The organism is Trinickia sp. (genome assembly GCF_036503415.1).
In the GTDB taxonomy this organism is placed as follows: domain Bacteria; phylum Pseudomonadota; class Gammaproteobacteria; order Burkholderiales; family Burkholderiaceae; genus Trinickia.
The window spans coordinates 1-21,643 of record NZ_DASXWY010000019.1; the positions used below are offsets into that span (position 1 = coordinate 1).

The following is a 21,643-nucleotide window of genomic DNA, read 5'->3' on the forward strand; positions in this document are numbered from 1 at the left end:
TACAGCGACGTATCCGTCACATAAGCCGCGCAAACTCCGGCTGATCAGCAGCACGCGTGCGGCGCTGTCGGCGCCGGCCGGCAAAACCCAATGCCTGAGTCGGTCGCGCAACGAACGCTTGGCAATCACGATCACGGAGCCCGTAATGGCAATGAATTCATGCTGAATATGCTACGTCGATGTACCTACATGTCAACTTTGCAAGTTGTTGCGTTCCAATCCATTCCCAACGCAACGTCGACGGATGTGGCGATAGAATGCACCGATGAACACATATGTCGCTCTCTTGCGTGCCGTGAACGTCGGCGGCACGGGCAAACTCGCAATGTCCGAGCTGCGGGCGATGTGCGAATCCATCGGCTTTGCCAAGGTACGCACGTATATCGCGAGCGGCAACGTCGTCTTCGAAAGCAAGCTCTCCGGAGCCTCGGTGAAGACGAAGCTGGAGCGTTGCCTGGAGACATACGCCGGCAAGCAGGTGGGCGTTATGATTCGAACCGGTGCGGAACTGGATGCGGTTCTTGCCGACAATCCTTTCCGATCGGCTGCGCCGAATCGAACGGTCGCTATCTTCCTCGATGCGCCGCCACCAGCTGACACCCTGGCCGGCGTGAGCGGCCAGCAGATGGAAGAGATCGCGCTCGGAAAGCGGGAGATCTACGTGCACTATGGAGATGGAATGGCGCACTCGAAGCTGAAGATTCCGGCCGCCAAGTCCGGAACCGCCCGCAACATGAACACCGTGGCAAAGCTCGCCGAATTGACGGCAGCGTAGACCGATCGTCCTACACTTGTTGATGGCATCGGATCCTATCGTTGCACGCCGTCACGCAACGCCAAGTAAGCGGGATCCCATCGCGGCAATCGATTAGCGCTCGCCCCGCGTACCGCTGCCCCCACCCGTGAAACTGTGCGTGGGGCACCTTACCCAGGTCGCGCTGACGAAAAGACGAGCGAGGCAATCGATGAGAGCAAACCCACCAGCGCGCACAGAGTTGCCCGGGCAAGTCGTACTCGTCTTTCAGGGTGGTGGTGCGTTAGGCGCGTATCAGCTTGGTGTCTATCAGGCGCTGGACGAAGCGGGCATACAGCCCGACTGGGTGATCGGCACCTCCATTGGTGCGATCAACGCAGCCTTGATCGCCGGAAATCCACCGGAGCGCCGTTATCAACGGCTGGCGGAATTCTGGAACCAGGTGACCGACCGAACCCGCCTCGACGTATCCGTTGCTTGGCCGAGTTGGGACAAAATCTTTGCGAAATGGATGATCATCGGCGGGGGCATCGAAGGATTCTTCCAGCCCAATCCGACATCCTGGCTCGGGCCGCTCGCCCGTCTCGGGGTGGATCGAGCGTCGTATTACATGATCGAGCCGTTGCGCGATACGCTTTCTTCTCTGGTCGACTTCGATCTGCTGAACGCCGGGCATCCGCGATTGACCGTGGGCGCAGTTCACGCCTGCACGGGCGCGATGCGCTACTTCGATTCGCGCGATCAACGGCTGAATGCCGCGCACATCATGAGCTCGGGCGCGCTGCCGCCGGCGTTCCCGGCAGTGCGGATCGACGGAGAACCGTATTGGGACGGCGGCGTCTATTCCAACACCCCGGTCGAGGTGGTACTGGATGACAAGCCCCGCAAGAGTTCGGTCATCTTCTCGGTGCAGGTATGGAACCCGATCGGCCCGGAGCCGGAAAGCATATGGCAGATATCGGAACGGCAAAAGGACATCCAGTACGCCAGTCGCACCGATAGTCACATCGCGCGTCAGCAGCAGATTCACCGTCTGCGCCATGTGATCCGCGAACTGGTCAAGCGTCTGCCGGAAACGGAGCGCGCCTCGTCAGAAGTCCAGGAGCTTGCCGCCTGGGGGTGCCACACCACCATGCGCATGATCAAACTTGCTGCGCCTCGCCTGGATGGGGACGACCAGTTAAAGGATATCGATTTCACCCCAGCCGGCATCGCTTCGCGACAGCGCGCCGGCTATGAAGCAGCAATGCGGGCCATTGCCGCGCGCCCGTGGGATGCACCGATGGACCCAGTCGAAGGATTGACGGTCTACAGCGCGGATGAAAACTAGCAGGTGAATGACGCGTTTGACGTTTGCCCGGATGAGGAGCCGGCGACATTGGCCGAAAGCGATGCTCGAAAAAAACATCGCTCTTCGCCGCCGTTAAACAAGCGGGCTATGCATCACGTCACCGGAGGTCAGCCTCCACAACGCGCACACGCCGCATGGCGACGGCATAAAGCGCTGCGCCGATCAGCGCGGACACGCCGCCGGTCAAGGCCAGCGCCACGCCGAGGCTGTCGCCTCCGTGCCCAAGGTGCTCGTTCAGCGCACCGACCGCCAGCGGCCCCACGCCGCCGCTGATCGCGTTGGTCATGAATACGAGCAATGCGAGCGAGCGGCCGCGCATGCGGTTCGGCACGGCGATCTGCAACGGGACGGGCGCCAATCCCATCGCAATGCTCGCAGCGAACGCGCAGGCCCCATAAAGCACGACTGCCACCGTGCTATTACCCACGAGCGGCATGGCGATCGCGGCCGGCACGAGCGTTGCAACCGCGGCGGCGGAAAAACCCAACACCTTGCGCAACGCGCTTTCGTCCGTGACGCGTGACGCGAGCATGCCGGCGCACGCAACGCCGAGCGTGCCGCCGATCATGTATGCGGGCGCGGCCAGTTGACCAATCGTCTTCGGTGCAAGGTGGAAATGCCGCATCAGCAAGGTCGGAAACCAGGCGGCGTGCGAATAGAACAACGTAATGAGCGCCACGTATGCCGCGAAATAAGGCAGGCAGAAGCGATTGCGCACGAACAGTTCGATCAAGACATCGCGCAGGGACGGCATGACCTCCCTGGCCTGCTTCGCATCCACGAGGGTCTCGAGCCGGACCGGTTCGCGAACCGTGAATGCCACCAGCGCAGCCAATACTAGACCGGGCAATCCGACTACAACGAACACGGCTTGCCACGGTTGAACGCCATGTGCCGAAAGCCATGCGCCGCCTGAACCATGTGCCGCCGATAGCAGCATGCCGCCGCCGAAGAGAGCGATGCCGCCTCCCACATACGGCCCGAGCATGAATACGCTGCTCGCGCGCGCCACGCGGCGCGGCGGAAAAATGTCGCTGAAGATCGATAGAGCCGCTGGACTCAACCCCGCCTCGGCAATCGCAGTGCCTGCCCGGCCAACCAGCAGTTCCGGGAAGTTCGAGGCGAAGCCGCACGCCATTGTAGAGATCGCCCAGATTGCAATGCAAGCGGCAATCAGTTTGACGCGATTGGCTCGATCGACAAGCCGTGCGACGAAAACGCCGGCCGTTGCATAGCACATGGTGAACGAAAGGCCTTGCAGCAGGCCGATTTGCGTATCGGTGAGCGCGAGCGATTGCTTGATCGGCTGCACGAGAATGCTGACGACTTGGCGATCCAGATATGAGAACGCGAAGCAGACGAAAAACAGCGCTACGACGTAGGCAGGACGCACGTCGCTGAAAGCAGGCGGGGCAGCGTCCTCTGCCTGCTGGGCCAAAGGAGGATGGGCGCTCATACATTGTCTCCGCATGATGAGTCGGGAAAATAGGAAGTCACCGCCATTGTTATGCTTCTTCGGCGCTCAATCGATGCAGGCATCCGCCGCCAGCAATGCGATGCAATCACCGGGTTCCACGCGCGCAAATGTGCGCATGCAAACCACCGTGCCGTCGGCATGAAACCGGATTTCCTGCGGCGCTTGCCACGGGCGGTGCGGATCGAAAAGCCGGCCCGCGATCTGTCCTTCCCGAACGCGATCGCCGAGCGCGAAGGCAGGTTCGAAGACGCCGGGAAGCGGCGAATACACATAGTGCCGCGCACCTTCCACGCGCAAAAAGCGCGTCTGTCCAGCAGGCGACGGATGGTCTTCCGGAACGACGCCAAGCCGGTACAGTGTGCGGTGCAGCCCGCTTTCGACGATAGCCAGGTTGGCCGCGTCGCAGCCCGCATGGCCGCCAAATTCACCGCAAAGAAACAGCTTTCCGTGACGTTCGGCCGCCGCCGCGAACGTCCGGTCTTCGCCGAGCAGATTCATGATCATCGTATTCGGCACACCGAATGCGCGGATAAGGTCGAAATAGAGCTCGCGACGTTCGCCCCCGCCCGGTGGCGACGCAAGAAGCGTGGGAAGGTGTTCGAACGACGCACCTCCGGCATGGAAGTCCATCACGATATCGGCGCGTGGAAGCAACTCGGTTTCAACGTAGTGCGCGATCATCTCGGTCGGCTGCCCGTTGCGTGCGCCAGGAAAAAGCCGGTTCAGATTGCCGCGGTCGATGGGCGACGTGCGTGTGCCGTTGATGAAAGCCGGAAAGTTCAGGGCCGGGATTACGATGAGACGGCCGCGTATGGTAATCGAAGGAAGTCGCTGCAACAGTTTCATCAGCGCGACAGGGCCTTCGTATTCGTCGCCGTGGTTGCCGCCCGTCAGCAGAACGGTGGGACCAGTGCCCGCTCCGGCGTTGAGCACGGCAAGCGGGATGGGAACATGGCCGTAGCCCGACCGATCGTGCGACCAGGGAAGCCTGAGCGTGCCGGTCTGAAAACCCGTGCGCTCGAAATCGACGTCAGTGGCGATAAGCGATGCAAGATTGGACATGGTGCGATCCCTAGGCATCGGGGCGGCGCCCCGGTTGCCTTTACTATCGCCGACCCAAAGCCGCATGCCCAATGCCGTTTTCTGCGGCGGGCGATGCCTCCAGAGCATCACCCGCCAGGCCTTGCTCACGTCATTTACCTGCGCCGTTCTCTCTCTCGCAGCTGAGGACCAGGACGTCGCCGGATCGAGCTCCGGCGCTCAGGCTGGCCGTGTGCAATTCGGTGTCGCTGCACCGCCATTCAGCGCGGAAGTCGCGGCGGCAGGCGGGCTTGGCGTTGCGCGTAGCGGGAGGAAGAACGTAGCTGCAGCTTCGGCGGCCGTCGCATTGATGCGATAGCTCGAGCGTGGCGTTGCCGAGTGCCGTGCCGCAGTTTTCCCCGTATGTGCCGGACACGATGGTTATCGGTCGAGCGTCGGTTGATTGGGCGGAAGTGCGAAGCGAGCTCGCGGGAGCGGGAGGCGTCGCACCGCACGCCGACAGCGCCAAGCCGATGCAAGCCAACGCTCCACGGAAAAAGGGGGTGGTCGAGTTCATGGCGAATGTCCTTTGTGGCCCACGAAGCCTCAGCATATTCTCCGCCCAATTAAAGCTCTATGCTATGCTAACGATAGCATTCATCGGAAAGAAAAGGGGGAGTCGATGTCCGTACCGTATAAGGTGGCGGTGTTGGTTGGAAGTCTGCGCAAGAAATCGTTCAACCGGATGCTGGCCTATGCGCTAGCGAAACTTGCGCGTCCCGCGCTCTCGATGGAAATCGTCGAAATTGGGGCGCTGCCGTTCTATAACGACGACCTGGAGGCGGACGCGCCCGCTCCGTGGCTGGAGATACGCAACCGGTTGGCCAGCATGGATGCCATCCTGTTCGTGACACCTGAATACAACCGTTCGGTTCCGGCCGTGTTGAAGAATGCTGTCGATGTTCTTTCGCGACCGTTTGGATCGAGCGTTCTCAACGGTAAGCCGGCGGCGGTCGTGAGCGCCTCGCCGGGCGCCATGGGCGGATTCGGCGCCAGTCATCATCTCAGGCAGTCTTTGGTTTGTCTCGGGGTGAACGTGATGGCGACGCCGGAGGTATACGTTGGCAACGTGACCGCGCTCTTCGACGATAGCGGCGCTTTGAACCATGCCGCTACGACCGACTTCCTGAAGCGATTCGTGAGCGCCTTCGGCGCATGGATCGAGCGATTGTCGGCTGGCTAAACGATGCCGCGCTTCCTTTCTCCGTAACACGCGGGCGACATGGTTCCCGTGGGAATCCTCGCCGAACCGCGGCCCGCAAAATTGCCATGGACACACTTCAATGTATGCGCGTCTTTGCGAAAGTCGCTTCGGAGGGGGGCTTCGCGGCGGCGGCACGCAAGCTCAACGTGACGACTTCCGTGGCATCGCGCGCCATCTCGTCGCTGGAAAATCATCTGGGTTCTCGGCTGCTGTATAGAACCACGAGACACACAACGCTAACGGAAGCGGGCGAACGATATCTACATCGATGCAGGCAGATTTTGGCGAACATCGACGAGGCGGAGGCGGAAGCGAATGCCGCTCGGCAGCACCCGTCGGGTTGTTTGCGCGTGCACGCGCTGTCGAGCTTCGGACATCATCTCGTCGTACCTGCCGTGTTGCGATATCAGGAGCAGTTCCCTTCCTTGCGGATCGAGCTGACGTTGTCGGGGACGGTGCCTGACATCTTGGCTGAAGGTTATGACGTATCGATCGTCGTCGCGCCCGGGCTACCCGATTCGGGGCTGATCAGCGTTCGGCTCGGAAGCACTTCGGGCGTCGTCTGTGCCTCGCCGCGCTACATTGCGGCTCATGGCGAGCCCGAGACGCCTGAGGACTTGTGTCGTCATTCCTGTCTGCAGCTCGCCACGCCGGTGTTTCCGTTCAACAAGTGGGTCTTCGATGGCGCCGACGCACCCGTCGCCGTGGAGATCGGTGCGCCGCGTTATGCCGTCAACGTGATCGAGGCACTCGAGCCGGCGGTCAGGAGCGGTCTCGGAATCGGCATTTTGCCCGCCGCCGTTGCGCTGCCCGGCCTCACTTCGGGCGCCCTCGTCAGGGTTCTGCGCGGGTATGACGTGCAGCCCGTTCTCGTCCATGCGCTGTATCAATCGAGGCATTTCGTCGATGCGAAGATCCGCACATGGATCGCTTTCCTGCGCGAGGATCTGCCCGCGGCGTTCGAGGCCGACCATCGTGCGTTGGCGGCGATAGACCGCCCACGCTGACGATCCTCGAGCCGGGACCCTAGTCGCCGACGTACAGCGAGCCGGCGTTCTCGAGATACAGCGATTTCGCGGGAGCGGCGGCACGCGAGCCCGCTTCGGTCGATCCTCCCGGCTTGCCGCCGTAGGTCGTCGCCTCCGCGTTGTTCGCCTGCACGCTTGCACGCGCCTCGGCTGCCTGCGGGTTGCCCGGATAGTCGATGTTGCTGCCGAGCGGCGAGTAGCCGGATTGCTCCCACTGAACGAGTTCGCTCCTGACCTGGGCGCGCGTGACCTGTGCCGGGCCCTGCGCTTGCGCGAGCGCAACGATCGGCGCCGTTGCGGCGATTGCAACGACGATGGTCTGCATCAGCGTGTTCTTCATGGCTACCTCTGTATTGGACTGCGACATCCGTTGTCGATCTCGATCGATTGATTGCAACCGATGTAAGCAGTGTAGTGAGGTGAGCGATTAGGGTGAATACCTATGGCGGGGAATGCACCGTTGCCGGCGATGCGCGTAATGCGGGTAATGGCGATCGAGCGAAACAGGAGGGGCGCCGGTGACGAGCCTATAAAAAAAGGCCAGCTCGAATGAGCTGGCCGACCGGCGCATCGTCACCTGGAGCGCGACTGCCGCGCTTGTACGGCGCTCGCAGGATAAGAGCTTAAGGAATGACGACGTAGTTGCTGAAGCCGCCATCGCGATCTTTGAGGCCGGAGATTGCCTCATTGACGCGCGACAGCGGGAATTTGCGGTGTTCGAGATATGAAAGGTCGAGGGCGCCTGTGCCGACCATATCCGCCATTTCCTGGCCTTGAGCCGTCGTGAACCAGTTCGAGCCGATCAAATGCACCTGCTCGTCCATCAGCCATTTGACGTCGATGGGAAGGTCCTCTGCCACGCCGCCGACGTTGACGACCTTGCCACCGCGTCTGACGCCCTTCATCGAATCGAGCATCGTCGAGGCAGGCGCCTTTGCGCCGAGCGCGCTGATGACGAAGTCGACGCCTTCGCCGCCCGTCAGCGACTTGGCCCAATCGCCCACCGATCCGTCGCCGAGTCTCATGACTTCGATGCGATCGGGTGCGATCGCCTTGATGCGCTGGAGCAGATGCTCGTCTCGCCCCGTGCCGAGAATGCGCGTGAGGCCCATCGCGAGGCCGAGCATCGTCGAAGCCACGCCGAGCGTGCCCGTGATGCCGTCGATCAACGCGACTTGGCCCGAGCCGGCGCCCGCATTCTTCAACGCGCCGTACGATGTGCCCAGATAGCCGAAGCGCCCCGCCTGCTCGAAGCTCAGATTGTCCGGGATATTGACGAGCGCATATTCGGGCGCTGTCATGTACTCGCTGAAACCGCCGTAGGGATACAGATCGAAAATACGCTGACCGTCGCGGCTCGTACTGAAGTAGCCGTTGAGCGTGTAATAGCGGCATTCGCTACGCCGGCCTGCCCGGCACGCTTTGCATGAACCGCAGGAGCGCAGCGGGCTCACATAGACGCGATCGCCGGGTTTCGCATTGATGACGGCTTCGCCGACTTCTTCGACGACACCGGCCGGGTCCAGCCCGAAAATCGCGGGAAACTTCGGCAGCGGCTGATGCGGAAACCACGTCGGCCAGTTGTTGATGACATTGGCCATGTTGGGCACGATGCCGCATGCCTTGACGCGCACGAGCACATCCGTCGGCCGCGGCTTCGGAACGGGAATCGTGTCGAGCGTCATTGGGGTGCCGAGTGCGTGCAGCCGCGCTGCAACCATTGTTCTTTCCATGTCTACCTCTATGCTTGTCAAATCGCCGTGCCTGTCTGTTCGTCTGCGCGAGCGCCGCGCGAGCCCATCGCGTCTCAACGATAGCCGTCTTCGAGTTCGATACCCAGCGCGCCCATGATGCGAACGCCCGAGTTGTACCAAGCGACGTTCAGCGCCAACTCGACGAGCTGACGTTCGTCGAGAAACGCCGCGACGCGTTGCCACGTTGCGTCACTGACGTCGACCTTCAGCGTCGATTCCTTGGCCACGGCCATCACGGCGCGTTCTTCTTCACTGAAAAGAGGCGACGTCTCGAACTCGGGAATGGCTTTCAATTGCTCGGCGCTGATGCCGGCCTTCAGCCCATGCGATTGATGATGCGCGACCTCGTATTCCGATCCCGTGCAGTGACCCACGGTAAGGATCGCCATTTCGCGCAGCTTGGGGCTGATCGACGAGCCGCGGATCGCGTTCGCGTAAGACAGGAATTGATCGAGGATATCCGGCGCGTGCGCAAGCGCGCGGAAGATATTCGCGGTCGGGACCTTGCGTTCGCGTTCGAGACGATCGAACAAGGTATCGTTGACGCCGACGAGATCGGAACGTTGAAGATATTTGACGCGTGCCATTTAATCGTTACCGTGTGTGAGTTCGGCCGAGAGCCGATTGGTTTTGGATGTAGGTTTCGAGCGTTTCGGGCTTGGGTTTGCTCGACGTTTCGACGATTTCGGCACCCTCGAATCGAGAGGCTTCGAAGTACCACCGGTGCGGTGCCGGCAGTCCCCAGCGCACGCTCGTGCTGAGCGAGGCGGCATCCCAGCGAACCGGCTCGACTTCGACGTCGATCGTTTGATAGTGGCCGTCGCACAATTCCACGCGGTGGCCGTCCGGATCGCGCACGTAGACGAACAGCATTCCGCCCGGGCCATGGCGCCCGGGGCCTCGCTCGACTTCATGCGCATAGCCGTAAATGCCCGCTAAATCGCAGGCGGTGAAAATATTGTGCGATTCGGGCACGATGTACGCGAAGTGATGCATGCACGGTCCGTCGTTCTGCACGATGGCCAGATCGAGGCAGGTACCCTTGCGATACATGAACGCGCCGAGCAGCGTTTCACCATGCGCCAGGTATTCTGAATTGCGAAAACCGAGCTTGCTGTAGAACTCGCACGACTTGTACGTATCGGGCGAAAAGAGTTGAAAGTGGTCGATGCGTTGGGCGTGCGCGCCCTTGAATTTATCGCGGTCGAGATAGAGGCGCGGACGCGTTTCCATCTGCGCGCAGAGCTCGATTTTCGTGCCGAACGGGTCTTCGACGTGCAGCGTCCGCCCTTGGTGGGCGACGTCGACCCATTGCACCGGCAACCCTTGTTCCTCGAAGAACGCATAAGCGAGGTCGAGGTCCTCGTCGAGGAAGACGCGAAAGCCGATGCGCTTGCAGGTGGATGCGGCGTCCTTCGACTGAATCAGCACGAGACTATGGTGGCAAGCCTCGGACAATCCGCGCAAATAACAGATGTCGCTGGTTTCCTCCGTGACGACGAGGCCGACGATGTCCACATAGAACTCGCGGCTTTTCGCCAGATCGGCGACGTTCAATACGATATGGCTCGCACGCGTGATGTTGAACGGCGGCTTGAGATTGACGGTGGGTAGCATGGATGTCCTCGCTGAAGGGTCGTGCAAGCAGATCGTGCAAATGGTAGCTAACGTTAGCACTGACGGCGGGCGCTGCCGCTGTCGATTGCCGACGCGCGGTAAAACGGCAGCGCCGCCCACCCGCTAAAGAGCGCTTGTTTTCCGAGGGCTTCTTCGATGCGCAGCACCTCGTTCCATTTCGCCATGCGCTCGGAGCGCGAGAACGAGCCGACCTTGAGCTGACCGGCGTTCCAGCCGACGGCCAAATGCGCGATCGTCACGTCTTCCGTTTCGCCCGAGCGTGCGGAGACGATCGTGCCGAATCCGGCCTTTTTCCCCGCGCGCAATGCGGCGAGCGCCTCGCTGACCGTGCCCGCCTGGTTGGGCTTGATCAGCACCGCGTTGACCGCGCCCGACGATGCGGCCGCCTCGACACGCGCAGCGTTCGTCACCAGAAAGTCATCGCCGATGATCTGGCAGCGGGAGCCGTAGGTCTGTGTGAACTGGCGAAAGCCGGGTTCGTCGTCTTCGGCCAGCGGGTCCTCGATCGAGACGATGGGGTAGGCATCCAGCCAGCGTCCGAGCATGTCGATCAATTGAGCGGTGTCGAGCGTCCTTCCGTCGAGCGCGAGCGTATAGCGTCCATCGCGGCCGAATTCCGATGCGGCGATGTCGAGCGAGATGCCGACGTCCTTGCCGGGGCGTAACCCGGTGTCCGAAATCGCGCGCGTCAATGCTTCGAGCGCTTCTTCATTGCTGTCGAATGCGGGCCAGTACCCGCCTTCGTCGGCGACACCCTGCAGTTTGTCCGCTTGCTTCATGAGGGCGCCCGCGGCGCGATAGACCTCGGCGGTCCATTCGAGGGCTTCGCTGAAACTGCCCGCCGACGGACACATCACCATGAAATCCTGAACGTCGACGCGGCGGGCCGCATGCGCGCCGCCGCCGAAGATCTGGATTTCGGGCAGCGGCATGCGCACGGGGCCGTCGCCGGCCAGATAGCGCCAGAGCGGTTGCCCGCTGCTAGCGGCTGCCGCATGCAGCACGGCCATCGAAGTCGCGACGACCGCATTGCCGCCGAGCCGGCTCAGATTCGGCGTGCCGTCGAGTTCGACGAGCGCCGCATCGATACCCGCTTGATCGTAGGCATCTTTTGCGCGAAGCGCGCTCGCGATGGGTCCGTTGACGCCGGCCAGGGCATTCGTCACATCGAGCCCGCCGAAGGCGTTGCCGCCATCGCGCAGATCGACGGCTTCGCCGGTGCCCATGGACGCGCCGGCGGGTGCGATGGCGCGACCGCTGACGCCGTTGGCCAGCGTGACTTCGACTTCGACGGTCGGTCGCCCGCGAGAATCCCAGACGCGGCGCCCGTGTAGGTTGGCGATCGTTGCATCAGTCATAAGTTTTTCTCTTGGTGTCTTTGTATATGCCTTCGAGGCGAAGTATTCGGTGCCCGCGCGAGCGCCGATCAAATGATCGAATGAAATGGTGTAAGCGGCCCGTAGTCGCCTGCGTTCAGGGCGCCGCGTCTTTGGCCGCGCCGATCAAGACGAACGCGAGCGTCGCGGAGCGGTCGCTTTTGTTGCGCCAAGCATGGCGGGTGCCGTTTTGAACGACGACGTCATGCCGGCGCAGCAGTTCGGCCCGTCCGTCGTCGAGTTCGAGCCAAATCTCGCCGTCGAGCACGATTCCGTAGTCGATCGTCGGCGTGGTATGCATGCCGTCGGCTTCGAACAATTCGGCGAGGCCCGGGCTGATGGCGAGATTTTCAGCAGCGGCCGCGGCCGGATCGAAACCGGGTGCACCGAAGACGCGGTCCGGCGGAAACGTCACCACCAGGAAGCGGGTGCCCGATCGCGGCGGCACGATGCTCGTGACGGACAAGGTCGGATCGGTGCCGTCGGACGGCAGCGCAGGGGCAGGGTCCGTGGCCCAGATGAGCCTGGACATCATGCCCGGAACGTGCCGGAATGCATCGGAACGGGGCGCGACGCCGTCGTGCGCCACCATCGATGCGCCCGTTTCGTCATGTCCAGTGACGACGCGACGTATCGCCAACGGCACGCCGTCCGAGGCCGGCAGATTCGATTCGTTCACGGCCGTTCCCCCGAGGTAAGACGGACACGTACCTGGGGCGCAAGGGCAGGCCCGCCCGAAGGGCAGCCTTCGGCACGACGGATTGGCTGCATGGCTCGTCTCCTTGTTTGCTAACGTTTGCACAAATTCTGGCAGAGCGTCATTCGATCTGTCAATAGCGGAAATACGCGCATTCTGTCGCACGAGGTGGATTGACCTCGTGCCTCCGCACTGCTAACGTTAGCAAAACCACGACCCTGGAGAGTATCGATGTCGTCCGAGAAGATTGTTCGCTATGCGCTCGACGGAGCGACCTACTACGGCCTGGTGTCCGAAGACGCCACGATCGCGCGCTTGGCCGGTTCGCCGTTCGACGGCCTCGCGCGAAGCGGCGAGCGTGATCTATTGAGTCGTGCGCGTCTGTTGGCGCCGGTCGAGCATCCGAGAATCTTCGGTCTCGGCTACAACTACAAGGCGCATTCGAACGAAGTCGGCAAGCCGGTTCCGGATCTGCCCGTGCTGTTCATGAAACCGAGCACCGCGGTGATCGGCCCGGACGAGTCGATCGTGTATCCCGCCGATGGAGAGATCGTGCATTTCGAAGGCGAACTGTGCGTCGTCATCGGCAAAGTTGCACGGCATGTGACGGAAGCTCGGGCGCTCGACTACGTATTCGGCTACACATGCGGCAACGATGTCAGCGATAGAGTCCTGCAACGGCGAGAAAGCGCGTTCGGATGCCTCTTCGCGGGCAAGGGCTACGATACGTTCGCGCCGCTCGGCCCCGCTATCGTCACGGGGCTCGATCCGTCGAATGTACCAATCGTCACGCGTGTGAACGGGCAGGTGCGTCAGAACGGCAATTCGGCGGACCTTTTGTTTCCGGTGCCGTACCTCGTCGCCTATCTGAGCCGATATCTCACGCTGCTGCCGGGCGACGTCATCATGACCGGCACGCCGGCCGGCGTGGGGCCGATTCACGTCGGCGACACCGTCGAAATCGACATTGCACCGATTGGCGTGTTGCGCAATAGCGTCGTGGCGGAGACGCCGACGCACGGTCGAAGCGATTGACGGGTCAAACGACCGTCTGACCTTTCCGGGTAGGCATCGCTCCTCGCAGCATCGGGCCGAGCCACGCGCGGGTTTCGATCGCATCGCCTCGCTGCGCACGTTGGCTAGCGCCGGGCGGTGATCCTCCGGCGTTACTCGCGCGTCCGGAAATACGATTCGCGGATCGTCAAGCCGTTTCTGTTTCACACGAAAAAATCCAAGCGGGTTGCATTCAAACCGATTGTGTCGCCCAGCGCCGATTTGGCGCTGTGGCGGCGTATTGCCTTTGCGTTCTCGGATTCAAATGTTTTTCCACTATCGCTGACATCAGGCAGCGATTTTTTAAGACGTTAATTAAATAAAAGGAAGACAAGTGAGACAAAGAAGCATGGCCGTTGTTTTTTTGAGTGGCGTGGCATTGAATGCACACGCGCAAAGCAGCGTCACGTTGTACGGTCGTATCGACAACGGGATACGGTACGAGAGTGGTTTGCCGACCGGGCACCTCTTCACCGCATCGAGCGGGGACTGGGGTTGCTCCTGGTTCGGGCTGCGCGGCACGGAGGATCTAGGCCGCGGAACCCGGGCGATATTCAATCTCGAAGGACAGCTCGACACGATGACCGGCGCATCGGAGGGCGCCTTGTTCAGCCGTCACGCGACCGTGGGGCTCGCCAACGATCGCTTCGGTACGTTCAAGCTCGGCAACCTGGGCGCGGGCGAGCTTTCGCAAGACAGCTGGCCCGTCGATCCTCAAATGATGCAACGCTACTCGATCGAAACCTTGGTTCGCGCCCGCAATTGGGCAAGCGCATCGAACGGCTTCGAGTATCAGACGCCGACATGGGGCGGCTTTTCGCTCAAAGGCCAGTACGACCTGACCAACAATACGGGTTGGAACAGCGCATCGTCGGCGACGGGCCAGGGCCGCTCCGATGGCATCGAGATGCTCTATCAGTTCGCGAACGCGGGCGGGCGCGTGATCTATGACGAGATTCGCGGCGCCGACGGCTCGTTCAACGACGTCTATGCCCACTCGCGGTCTCTTCTGGCAGCCGGCGCGTATTCGTTCGGGCCGGTGCGAGTGTACGCCGGCTATCAGCATCTGAGCGCGCCGAATGCAACCGATGCCAGCGTCGGCGTGGCGTCGAGTACGCAGCCGGCGGGCGTCTCCGCGCCCACGCAAGTGGACCACGAATGGATCGGCGCGGCCTGGAGGGTGACGCCCGCAACGGGGATCATGGCGGCGGTCTATCATGCGAACGCCAATCACGGCAACGGCAACGCAACGCTCTATACGCTCGGCGGTACATACGACCTGTCGAAGCGCACCTTTTTATACGCGGAGATGGCCTACGTTCGTAACAGCGCGACTTCCAACATCGGCTTGAGCGACGGGCCATACGGCAACAACGACTACGATCCCGCGACCAATACGGCGTCGAACGGCAATCCCAACTACGGGCACGCCCAAGCGGGTGCGTTCGTCGGGGTGATGACCGCGTTCTAAAGCTGCCGCTTTCCTAGCGCCTCGCCGCTCCCGTGGAGCGGCGGCGTACTTCCACGCACGACGAGTGTCGGCTGACACAGCGAGTTGTACGGGACCGAGTTCGGCGATTTTTGCCTGATCCCCTTGATCGCGACTGGGCCGCTCGCCGGATGCTTTGCCGATCGCCGCATCGTCACGAAGCGCGCGCGCCCCGCGCCGCGCCCGAAAGCTTGAACGATTCGACCAGTTTCGCCAATTTTCCGGCTTCTTCCTGCATGCGGCGAGACTCGAGTCCGGCTTGATCCACGAGTTCCGCGTTGCGCTCGGTCGTATGCTCGACCTGCGCCAGCGCTTCGTTCACCTGCACGATGCCGTCGCTTTGCGAACTGCTGGCCGTCGATATGTCGCTCAGCACCATCGCCACGCGTTCGACGGCGGCGACGACGTCCGTCATCGTCTCGCCTGCATCGGTCACGTGCCGGCCGCCGGCATCGACCCGCTCGGCCGCATCGCCGATCAAGGATTTGATTTCCTTCGCCGCATCCGCGCAGCGTCGCGCCAAATTGCGCACTTCCTCGGCGACGACGGCGAAACCGCGGCCTTGCACGCCGGCGCGCGCCGCTTCCACGGCCGCGTTCAGCGCGAGGATGTTCGTCTGAAATGCGATGCTGTCGATCACGCCGATGATGTCGACGATTTTGTGCGAACTGTCTTCGATCGACTTCATCGTCTCGATCACTTTGCCGACGGCCAGCCTACCTTTTGCCGCAACGCTCGACGTCGTCGTGGACAACACCTCCGCTTCACGCGCGCTTTCCGAATTTTCGGCCACCGTCGCCGTGAGTCTCGCCATGGAGGCGGCGATCTGCGTCAATGAGGCGGCTTGCGCTTCCGTTCTGACGGCAAGATCGGCGTTGCCCGATGCGATCTGCGCGACGCCGTTGCCAACCAGCGCCGTGGTTTCCTTGATCTGCGAGACGAGCAGCTTCAGATTGATTTGGAGAATGCGCAGCGCGTGCCGGATCCGCGCGGCCTCGTCGTCGCCGTGCGCTTCGATCGTTTGCGACAAATTGCCTTCGCCCAGCGCGTCGATATGGTCCTTGAGCCGTGCGAACGGTCCGGTCACACCCTGGCGAAACAATAGCGAGGCCAGCAAGCAGCAAACGATTCCGGCGACCGACGACCCGATGGCCCAGCGGCTCGCGCCGCCGCCCTCATGCGCAAGGACGGCCAAGTTGCCGGCGAAGAGAACGATCGTCAGGGCCATGAGCGCGTTCATCTTCCTCGAGACGGAAAACCGCCTTTCGGCGCGCAGGCGCCGGAAGATCGATCGCCTGACGAGTCGGCCTTGGTCGACGTCGATTTCGGCGCTGCCGCTCTTCATCGCGGCATACGCCTCGCTCGCCGAGCGAATCTTCTCCGGGGAGGCTTTCGCGCGAATCGTAATGTAGCCGGCGATACGGCGATTCACATAGATCGGCGCCGCCGTCATCTCGACCCAGAAGTGATCGCCGTTCTTGCGAAGGCCTTTCGCGACCCCCGTCCACGTGCGATTCGACCGCACGGTGCGCAGGAAATCCTCGAACACCTGATGCGGTGTGTCGGGGTGGGCGAGCAGGCTTTGCGGCGCGCCGAGCAGTTCGCTTTCGGCGTAGCCGCTCACCGAAATGAAATCTCGATTGGCGTAGGTGATCTTGCCGTCGAGATCGCCTTTCGAAATCATGGCGATCGAATCGTCGAGCACGTATTCGATCCCGCTGGCTGTTCTGTCAGCGTGCATGGCCGCCGGTCTCCGTAATTATTGTTCGTCGATGCGCCGCGTGCCGAGCGCGACGCCTACCTTGACGGCATATAGCGACCGATGCCCTCGACCCATGCCGCCGCCACCTGGTAAAGATGGTCGACGGGTTCATGCAACAGTGGAACGGCGACCGAGCGGACCTGGTCGCACAGCCGGTCGTCGGTCAGATACTCCACCGGTGATTTGCCGTCCACGCGCGCGAGCAGCAGGGCCGGGAGCAGCGCAGCCGCGCGCGCTTCGAGGCTTGCACGCAATTCCCAGTCCGCTTCGTCGAAGTACGCTTCGGTCAGCGCCTTGAATGAGATGATCAAGGCGTCGACCTTGTCGGGGCGCACGAGGCATTTGAGCAGCAGATGATTGAGGCAGAACGCAAGATCGAACGCCGGATCGCCGAACCACGCGCATTCCGCATCGAGCAGCACGGGACCGTTGGGGCCGATGAGAATGTTCTTCGGACTCACGTCGCCATGAACGAGGGCCGTGCGTATCGAGGCAGTACGAAGCGCGAGCGTTCCCAGCCTGTGCGCCAGTGCCGGGTGCCGCGCGGACATCGCGATGAGGTAGGGGTCGAGACGCAGCGCACGGAAGTTCTCCCCGGTGTCGAAAGTATCGGCGAGCTCGCTACTGTCGGCGCTTGCGCAATGCAGGCTGCCGATCAAACGGCCGACCGCCTTGGCCGTAGCGATCTCCACTTCGCCCGCCATCAACTGCTGCTTCCAAATCGGATGCTCGGCGGGGGAGAGGAAGGACATCGCGAACACCCCGAGCACCGGGTCGTGCGCCAGCGGCGTGGGCACGTTCTCGGGGCAGTGCTGCGCGGCGAATTGTATCCACGCCCATTCATAGGCGTTGCGCGAAACGGGCGCTTCCCATTGCGCGGAAACCTTCAAGGTGGAAAGCGCACGCTTGACGCACAGCGATCGTCCGGGTAGATCGACACGCCAAATGTCGGACGATACGCCGCCCGTCAAAGCGTGCCAGGACGCAGGTTCATTCGCGGCCGCGAGCCGATGCTCGATGAGAAAGGCGTCGAGGCGCGGGTCGGGGCAATTTCGTTCGTTCATCGTGAGACGGCAGTGGTGGAAAATCGAAACGGCACGCTTGCCGTCAAACCTTACGCAAGTTGCAGGGGTTGCGCGGCGCCTCGCCGCGCAGGACACGGACGACTTCTTGCGCCGCGCGCTCGCGCAATTCCAGCAGCGAAGCATCGGATGAAAACGCCACATGAGGGGTCAGCAGCGCGCCGGGCTGCTCGAGCAAGCGTGCGGGAACGGCGGGCTCCGATTCCAGCACGTCGAGGGCGGCCGCGGAGAGGCGACCGCTTTCGAGCGCCTCGATAACGGCGTCCGTATCCACGATCGCGCCGCGGCTCACGTTGACGAGCAGGCCGCCGGGCCGCATGCGCGCGATCCGCTCGCGATTGACGAGGTGGTGCGTGCCGTCGGTCAGCGGCGCATGCACGACGACGATGTCGCTTTGCGCGAACAATTCGTCGAGGCTGACGGCTTGCACCCCGTCGGCATTGGCGGGCATGAACGGATCGTGCGCCAGCACGCGGCATCCGAAGGCGGCGAACTTGCGTGCCGTCGCGCGCCCGATCCGTCCGTAGCCGATCAGTCCGCAGGTCAGCGACGATAAGCGGCGCAGCTTCGCGTCCGCCGGCGACCACCGTCCCGCGCGCACCTCGCGGTCGAATGCAACGAGGCCACGGGTCCAGGCCAACGCGAAACCGACTGCATGATCGGAGACTTCCTCGACGCAGTAGTCGGGCACGTTCGTCACGAGAACGTTTCGCGCCGTTGCCGTCTGAACGGCGATGTTGTCGAGCCCGACACCGAGCCTCGCGACGATTTTCAGATTCGGTGCGGCGGCGATCGCATCTGCCGATACTTGCGCCCAGCACGTCAAGATGCCGGCGGGCCGATGCTCGCGCACGAGGGCTTCGATCGATGAGGCAGAGGCCGGCGATGCGGGCCCGCTGACCAGCCGAAAGCCCGACGATTCGACGATGGCGCGCTCGACGCTGTCGTCGGGCCAGGCGTAGTCGGTGAGAAGAACGGTGTCGCTCATGAATGACCTTGTTCATGTGAATCGAGAAATGTGCTCAAACGTTAGCACGAGAAACGATGCCTGCCAAGACGGCCGGCGACACAGCCGGCCTGGCAATTCGCTGCGGCCATGCCTGCAATGGGCTTCGAGATGGGCTATCGAAAACCCCAATGTCGTAAGCTGAGCAGTCGAAATATTCTCCGTCTCAGTGCTAACGTTAGCGCGAACCGAGATCCAAGTGTGACGCATTCGATCGCACCCGACGACACGGACAACAACCAGGAGACAAGGAATGAAGCGGCAACTCGCATTCGCGATCGGAGGCTGTCTTTGCGCAGCGGCTCATGCTCAGAGCTCGGTCACGCTGTACGGCCTGATCGACAACGGCATTTCGTATGTCAGCAATCAGCGGGGCCATAGCGCCGTATTGGCGTCGACCGGGAATATCGTCGGCGATCGATGGGGGTTGACCGGCAGCGAAGATCTCGGTGGCGGATTGAAGGCCATCTTCAAGCTCGAAAACGGCTTCACGGGCACGAACGGGACGTTGCAGCAAGGCGGACGCTTGTTCGGCCGGCAAGCATGGGTCGGTATGTCAAACCCCTGGGGCGCTGTCACGCTGGGCCGCCAGTACGACTCCGTGGTCGACTATCTCGCGCCGCGCAGCTTGGCGCAAAGCTTCGTGGGCGGGCTCGAATTCATGCATCCCATGGACAACGACAACTTCGGCGACTTCTTCCGGCTCGACAATGCCGTCAAATTCGCGAGCACGGATTACAAAGGCCTGAAATTTGGCGGGCTGTATGCGTTCTCCAATAAGGCGGGCGGTTTTGCGGACAATCGCGCATTCAGTGCGGGGGCGACGTACGAGAGAGGGCCCATTACGGTCAGCGCGGCGTACATGCGCATCGACCACCCGGGGGATGGCGCCGCGGGCGCCCTCGACGGTTCGTCCACCTCGGGTGATGCGACGTTCCATGCGGCGACGCAGCAGGTATGGGGCGTCGGGGCGGGCTATACGATCGGACCGGCCATACTAGGCCTCGTTTGGAGCCATTCGCACTATGGCGCGGCGAGCGCGGTCTATCGCGGCAGCACGCTAGCCCCCGCGGCAACGGGCTCGCCTACCGATCTGACGTTCGACAATTACGAAGCGAACATCCGGTATCTGATCAATCCGGCGTGGGTAGTCGCGGCATCGTACACGTTCACCAATGGCAGCTATGCCAATGCCTCGGTTCGTGCGAAGCCGCGCTGGAATCAGTTCAATCTGATGACGGCCTATTCGTTGTCCAAGCGCACCGACCTTTATTTGATGGGCGAGTACCAAACCGTCAGCGGGGCGGGCTCGACGATATTCAACGGCGCCTTCATCGGCAGCAGCGGCGGCCCCTCGTCGACGAACCACCAATTCCTGACGAGCGTCGGCCTGCGGCACAAATTTTAAGCCGCGGCGTGGGGCAGGCCGGCAGCATTGCCGGCCTGCCTCGCGACCCAGTCGCGAAACCGGCCCAGCGCCGCGTTTTCCGCCTTCTCTTCCGGAAAGATCAGGTAATACGATCGGCTGCTCGGGTGTTCGTGCGAGGACACTTGCACGAGCGCGCCGCTTTTCAATTCGTCCTCCACGAGCAAGCGCGGCATGAGCGCAATGCCCATTCCTTGCTTCGCCGCTTCCGCGACCATCGAGAAGAGTTCGAGCCGCGGTCCCGCCATATCGCCTTCGACCTCCATGTCCTGGGATGCGAACCACTCGCGCCAGGCGTAGGGCCGCGTGCTCTGCTGGAGGAGCGTGTAGCGCTTCCAGTCGTTTCGCTTCAGTGCGCCGCGCGCAGTGAGGAGCGCCGGGCTGCATACCGCGACGAGGGTTTCTCCCATCAGCCGCAACCCCTCCGTGCCGGGCCAAATACCGGGCCCAGCGTGAATGGCCGCGTCGAATTCGGTGCCTTCGAATAGGAAAGGGCGGGTCTGCGAGGTCAGGTTCACCGTGATGTCCGGATGCGCCTCATGGAACATCGGCAAGCGCGGCAACAGCCATTTCGTGGCAAACGTAGGGACCACGGCGAGTTCGAGCGTTGCGCCTTGTCCGCCGCGAGCCATGAGTTCGAGCGTATCGCGTTCGAAATCGTTCAGGCGCGCAACGACCCTTCGGCTATAGGCCACCCCGGCTTCGGTCAATGCCACGCCGCGACGGCTCCGGCGAAACAGCTTCACTCCCAGGAAATCTTCCAACGTACCGATCTGCCGGCATATCGCGCTTTGCGTGACGGCCAGTTCGTCCGCCGCTTTGGTGAAGCTCTGGTGCCGTGCGGCCGATTCGAAGGCGCAGAGCGCGCCCGTAGAGGGAATCTTTCTGCGCATGACGGTGGGTCTCCGGTTTCTCCGACAACAAGTGAGATTTTCGCACAGATCAGTGCGAACAAATCGTTTGTGCGTGACTCATGGTGTGATTAAAGTGGCTCTAATCTCACTTTCTTTCGAGTCCGAAATGCGTGCACAGCACAAGTCAGCCAGCTTCAAATGGGACGATCCCTTGCTGCTCGATCAGCAACTGACGGACGAAGAGCGCATGGTGCAGGAATCGGCGCGCGCCTACTGCCAGGAACGACTGGCGCCGCGCGTGCTCGATGCGTTTCGGCGCGAGCATACCGACGTCGACATTTTTCGCGAGATGGGCGAGCTCGGCTTGCTTGGTGTGACGATTCCCGAGGCGTATGGCGGTTCGGGGTTGAACTACGTCAGTTACGGACTCGCGGCGCGCGAAGTCGAGCGCGTGGACTCCGGCTATCGCTCGATGATGAGCGTGCAGTCCTCGCTCGTGATGGTCCCGATCAATGAATTCGGCAGCGAGGCGGTCAAAAACAAATATTTGCCGAAGCTCGCGCGCGGCGAATGGATCGGATGCTTCGGACTGACCGAACCGGATCACGGCTC

The 21,643-nt window shown here is 62.2% G+C and carries 20 protein-coding genes; 8 read left to right on the forward strand and 12 right to left on the reverse strand.

Translation table 11 applies throughout. The features are described from left to right. The first annotated feature begins 265 nt into the window (after window positions 1-265). Together VGL01_RS02930 and VGL01_RS02935 are read left to right on the forward strand one after the other, a co-directional pair. Window positions 266-775 (forward strand): DUF1697 domain-containing protein, encoded by a 510-nt coding sequence (locus tag VGL01_RS02930; protein WP_331566901.1) that lies wholly within the window; start codon window positions 266-268, stop codon window positions 773-775. 190 nt (window positions 776-965) lie between these two features. Further along, on the forward strand, window positions 966-2,084 hold the full coding sequence (locus tag VGL01_RS02935) for a patatin-like phospholipase family protein (protein WP_331566903.1): 1,119 nt from the start codon (window positions 966-968) through the stop codon (window positions 2,082-2,084). A gap of 118 nt (window positions 2,085-2,202) precedes the next feature. Here the strand turns inward: VGL01_RS02935 and VGL01_RS02940 are convergent, their stop codons facing one another. Both VGL01_RS02940 and VGL01_RS02945 read right to left on the reverse strand, forming a co-directional pair. Continuing rightward, window positions 2,203-3,561, reverse strand: coding sequence for an MFS transporter (locus VGL01_RS02940; RefSeq protein ID WP_331566905.1), 1,359 nt, complete (start codon window positions 3,559-3,561; stop codon window positions 2,203-2,205). Window positions 3,562-3,627: 66 nt separating this feature from the next. Continuing rightward, on the reverse strand, window positions 3,628-4,644 hold the full coding sequence (locus tag VGL01_RS02945) for a succinylglutamate desuccinylase/aspartoacylase family protein (protein WP_331566907.1): 1,017 nt from the start codon (window positions 4,642-4,644) through the stop codon (window positions 3,628-3,630). A gap of 640 nt (window positions 4,645-5,284) precedes the next feature. Here VGL01_RS02945 and VGL01_RS02950 point away from each other — a divergent pair. Further along, window positions 5,285-5,845: an NAD(P)H-dependent oxidoreductase gene (locus VGL01_RS02950; protein ID WP_331566909.1), complete on the forward strand. Its 561-nt coding sequence runs from the start codon at window positions 5,285-5,287 to the stop codon at window positions 5,843-5,845. 86 nt (window positions 5,846-5,931) lie between these two features. Beyond that, a complete protein-coding gene (locus VGL01_RS02955) occupies window positions 5,932-6,873 on the forward strand; it encodes a LysR family transcriptional regulator (RefSeq protein ID WP_331566911.1) in 942 nt (313 codons plus the stop codon). Window positions 6,874-6,892: 19 nt separating this feature from the next. On the opposite strand, the gene VGL01_RS02960 is transcribed toward VGL01_RS02955, so the two are convergent. The 6 genes from VGL01_RS02960 to VGL01_RS02985 form a co-directional block, all read right to left on the reverse strand. Then, entirely contained in the window at window positions 6,893-7,234 is a 342-nt protein-coding gene (locus tag VGL01_RS02960) for a DUF4148 domain-containing protein (RefSeq protein WP_331566913.1), read from the reverse strand. Window positions 7,235-7,517: 283 nt separating this feature from the next. Next, on the reverse strand, window positions 7,518-8,627 hold the full coding sequence (locus VGL01_RS02965; protein WP_331566915.1) for an alcohol dehydrogenase catalytic domain-containing protein: 1,110 nt from the start codon (window positions 8,625-8,627) through the stop codon (window positions 7,518-7,520). A gap of 74 nt (window positions 8,628-8,701) precedes the next feature. Further along, a complete protein-coding gene (locus VGL01_RS02970; protein WP_331566917.1) occupies window positions 8,702-9,235 on the reverse strand; it encodes a carboxymuconolactone decarboxylase family protein in 534 nt (177 codons plus the stop codon). A gap of 7 nt (window positions 9,236-9,242) precedes the next feature. Further along, complete coding sequence (locus VGL01_RS02975) at window positions 9,243-10,265, reverse strand: VOC family protein (protein WP_331566919.1); 1,023 nt, start codon at window positions 10,263-10,265, stop codon at window positions 9,243-9,245. 53 nt (window positions 10,266-10,318) lie between these two features. Beyond that, on the reverse strand, window positions 10,319-11,644 hold the full coding sequence (eno, locus tag VGL01_RS02980) for a phosphopyruvate hydratase (RefSeq protein WP_331566921.1): 1,326 nt from the start codon (window positions 11,642-11,644) through the stop codon (window positions 10,319-10,321). Window positions 11,645-11,759: 115 nt separating this feature from the next. Further along, entirely contained in the window at window positions 11,760-12,254 is a 495-nt protein-coding gene (locus VGL01_RS02985) for a cupin domain-containing protein (RefSeq protein WP_331566939.1), read from the reverse strand. 336 nt (window positions 12,255-12,590) lie between these two features. Here VGL01_RS02985 and VGL01_RS02990 point away from each other — a divergent pair, with 336 nt between their 5' ends. Beyond that, on the forward strand, window positions 12,591-13,394 hold the full coding sequence (locus VGL01_RS02990) for a fumarylacetoacetate hydrolase family protein (RefSeq protein ID WP_331566923.1): 804 nt from the start codon (window positions 12,591-12,593) through the stop codon (window positions 13,392-13,394). 367 nt (window positions 13,395-13,761) lie between these two features. Continuing rightward, a complete protein-coding gene (locus VGL01_RS02995) occupies window positions 13,762-14,883 on the forward strand; it encodes a porin (protein WP_331566925.1) in 1,122 nt (373 codons plus the stop codon). 172 nt (window positions 14,884-15,055) lie between these two features. On the opposite strand, the gene VGL01_RS03000 is transcribed toward VGL01_RS02995, so the two are convergent. The 3 genes from VGL01_RS03000 to VGL01_RS03010 are packed head-to-tail and all read right to left on the reverse strand — an operon-like array spanning window position 15,056 to window position 18,733. Beyond that, the gene (locus VGL01_RS03000) at window positions 15,056-16,642 is read right to left on the reverse strand and encodes a methyl-accepting chemotaxis protein (protein WP_331566927.1); all 1,587 of its coding nucleotides are present in this window, start codon (window positions 16,640-16,642) and stop codon (window positions 15,056-15,058) included. Window positions 16,643-16,698: 56 nt separating this feature from the next. Beyond that, window positions 16,699-17,727 (reverse strand): aminoglycoside phosphotransferase family protein, encoded by a 1,029-nt coding sequence (locus VGL01_RS03005; protein ID WP_331566929.1) that lies wholly within the window; start codon window positions 17,725-17,727, stop codon window positions 16,699-16,701. A 43-nt stretch (window positions 17,728-17,770) separates the two neighbouring features. After that, the gene (locus VGL01_RS03010) at window positions 17,771-18,733 is read right to left on the reverse strand and encodes a C-terminal binding protein (RefSeq protein ID WP_331566931.1); all 963 of its coding nucleotides are present in this window, start codon (window positions 18,731-18,733) and stop codon (window positions 17,771-17,773) included. Between the two features lie 271 nt (window positions 18,734-19,004). Between VGL01_RS03010 and VGL01_RS03015 the strand changes: the two genes are divergently transcribed. Further along, entirely contained in the window at window positions 19,005-20,159 is a 1,155-nt protein-coding gene (locus tag VGL01_RS03015; RefSeq protein ID WP_331566933.1) for a porin, read from the forward strand. On the opposite strand, the gene VGL01_RS03020 is transcribed toward VGL01_RS03015, so the two are convergent. Continuing rightward, entirely contained in the window at window positions 20,156-21,070 is a 915-nt protein-coding gene (locus VGL01_RS03020) for a LysR substrate-binding domain-containing protein (RefSeq protein ID WP_331566935.1), read from the reverse strand. The two genes, VGL01_RS03015 and VGL01_RS03020, sit on opposite strands and share 4 nt — an antisense overlap. Window positions 21,071-21,197: 127 nt before the next feature. Here VGL01_RS03020 and VGL01_RS03025 point away from each other — a divergent pair. Beyond that, window positions 21,198-21,643: acyl-CoA dehydrogenase family protein (locus VGL01_RS03025; RefSeq protein WP_331566937.1), on the forward strand; the 446-nt coding region annotated here is incomplete at its 3' end.